Here is a 1,975-nt window from a genome sequence, read left to right on the forward strand (position 1 = left end):
CATGATCGAGCCTGCCCCGCAATCGCCAGCCCAGGGGAATGTTATAGTTCGTGCTGTCTTCGTCCAACTGTGACAAGAACCAGAGACGCTGCTGCGAATAGGACAGTGGCAGGGCACCATCACGTCCAACTGGCATGATGGCCGGTGCTGCCTGTGCACCAGAACCGTTCAGCACTTCGCCAACACTTAGCGCCAAATCGGCCAATGTCGGCTTGGCGAACAGGATCGCCAGCGACAGCTCCACTGCCAAGGCCTGTGTCAGCCGGGCAAGCAGGCGCACCGCCAGCAGCGAGTGGCCGCCGAGCTCGAAGAAGTTGTCGTGGCGGCCGACCCGCTCGATGCCGAGAAGCTCTTCCCAGATTCCGGCCAGCAGCGTCTCGATCTCGCCGCGTGGTGCCTCGAAAGCCCGGCGCGCATAGGCCTCGTCGNCAGGNGCCGGCAGCGCCTTGCGGTCGAGCTTGCCGTTCGGTGTCAGCGGCAGTGCGTCCAGCCGCACGAAGGCGGCCGGCACCATGTAGTCCGGCAGCAGGCCACCGAGATGGGCCCGCAACGCCGCCGCCAGCTCGGCGCCATCGGCTTTGTCCGACCCGTCCGNCNTCTTCGCAACCACATAGGCNACNAGCCGCTTGTCGCCGGNNNNATCNTCGCGCGCCACNACNNCCGCNTCGCCGACAAGCGCGTGCTCGCAGAGCCGGGCGGCGATCTCGCCCGGCTCGATGCGGTAGCCGCGGATCTTCACCTGCTCGTCGTTGCGGCCCAGAAACTCCAGATTGCCATCCGGCAGATAGCGCGCCAGGTCCCCGGTCCGGTACATGCGGGCGCCGACCTCGCCGCTGAACGGATCGGCCAGGAATCGCTCCGCCGTCAGATCGGGCCGGTTCAGGTAGCCGCGCGCAACCCCCGCCCCGCCGATATAGAGCTCGCCCACAGCCCCGAACGGAACGGGCTGGCCATGGTCGTCAAGCACATAGATCCGCGTGTTCGCAATCGGACGGCCAATCGGCACATTCCGGTTAGGCGCCTCAATGCCCGTGTCGGCAAGAAAGGTGGTCGACCAAATTGTAGTCTCGGTCGGGCCATAAAGATTTCTGAGAGATTTTACCCTTCTGCCGAGCTTCGAGGCCAGATCTGAAGGCAACGCCTCGCCGCCACACAGCGCGCTTAAATCGGGCGCACCATCCCAGCCGGCGTCGAAGAGCATACGCCACGCTGCCGGGGTTGCCTGCGTCACAGTTATCTTCTGATGGGACAGATGCTGCTGCAATCCAATAGCATTGGTCTCGCGAGCAAGGACGACGTTAGCTCCCACGGCCAACGGAAGATAGAGTTCCAGCCCCGCAATGTCGAAAGAGATCGTCGTGATCGCAAGGAGTGAATCATGCCCTGTGAGGCCTGATACATCCAGAAAAGCGCATAAAACATTGAGAACACTCGCATGCTCGACCATGACGCCCTTAGGGCTACCGGTAGAGCCGGAGGTGTAGATGACATAGGCGAGATGCCGGGAGGTCAGGCCGAGCGCGCGCGGGTCGGGATCGTCAGCGGACTGGTCGGCCCATGGAAGCTCGCCGTCCGAGAGATCGATCACCGTCAGGCTTGCGATTGCCTCGGCGCCCAGCGCTTCGCGGCCGGCGGCATCGCAAAGCATGAGTTGCGGGGCGGCATCGTCGAGCACCTGGTTGAGCCGTGCGCAGGGATAGGCCGGGTCGAGCGGCAGATAGGCGCCGCCCGCTTTCAGGATCGCCAGCAGTCCCACGACCATCGCCGGGCTGCGCTCGACGCAGATCGCCACCGGCTGGTCGGGCTTCACCCCAAGCCCGATCAGATGATGGGCCAGACGGTTGGCCCGGGCGTTGAGCTCGCCATAGCTCAGCTCTTCATCCTCATGGACCAGCGCCACCGCGTCGGGCGCCCGGCGCACCTGCACCTCGAACAGCTCGTGCACGCACAGGTCGGAGGGATAGTCCGCTTCCGT

General features: G+C 64.6%; 1 protein-coding gene. It reads right to left on the minus strand.

Annotation, left to right across the window (positions count from 1 at the left end; all coding sequences use genetic code 11):
• Positions 1-1,945, minus strand: a 1,945-nt coding sequence (locus tag SINAR_RS01000000134625; RefSeq protein ID WP_441005000.1) for an amino acid adenylation domain-containing protein, incomplete at its 3' end; no start/stop codon positions are given.
• Positions 1,946-1,975 lie beyond the last annotated feature (30 nt).

The sequence above is a fragment of the Sinorhizobium arboris LMG 14919 genome, assembly GCF_000427465.1.
GTDB lineage: Bacteria > Pseudomonadota > Alphaproteobacteria > Rhizobiales > Rhizobiaceae > Sinorhizobium > Sinorhizobium arboris.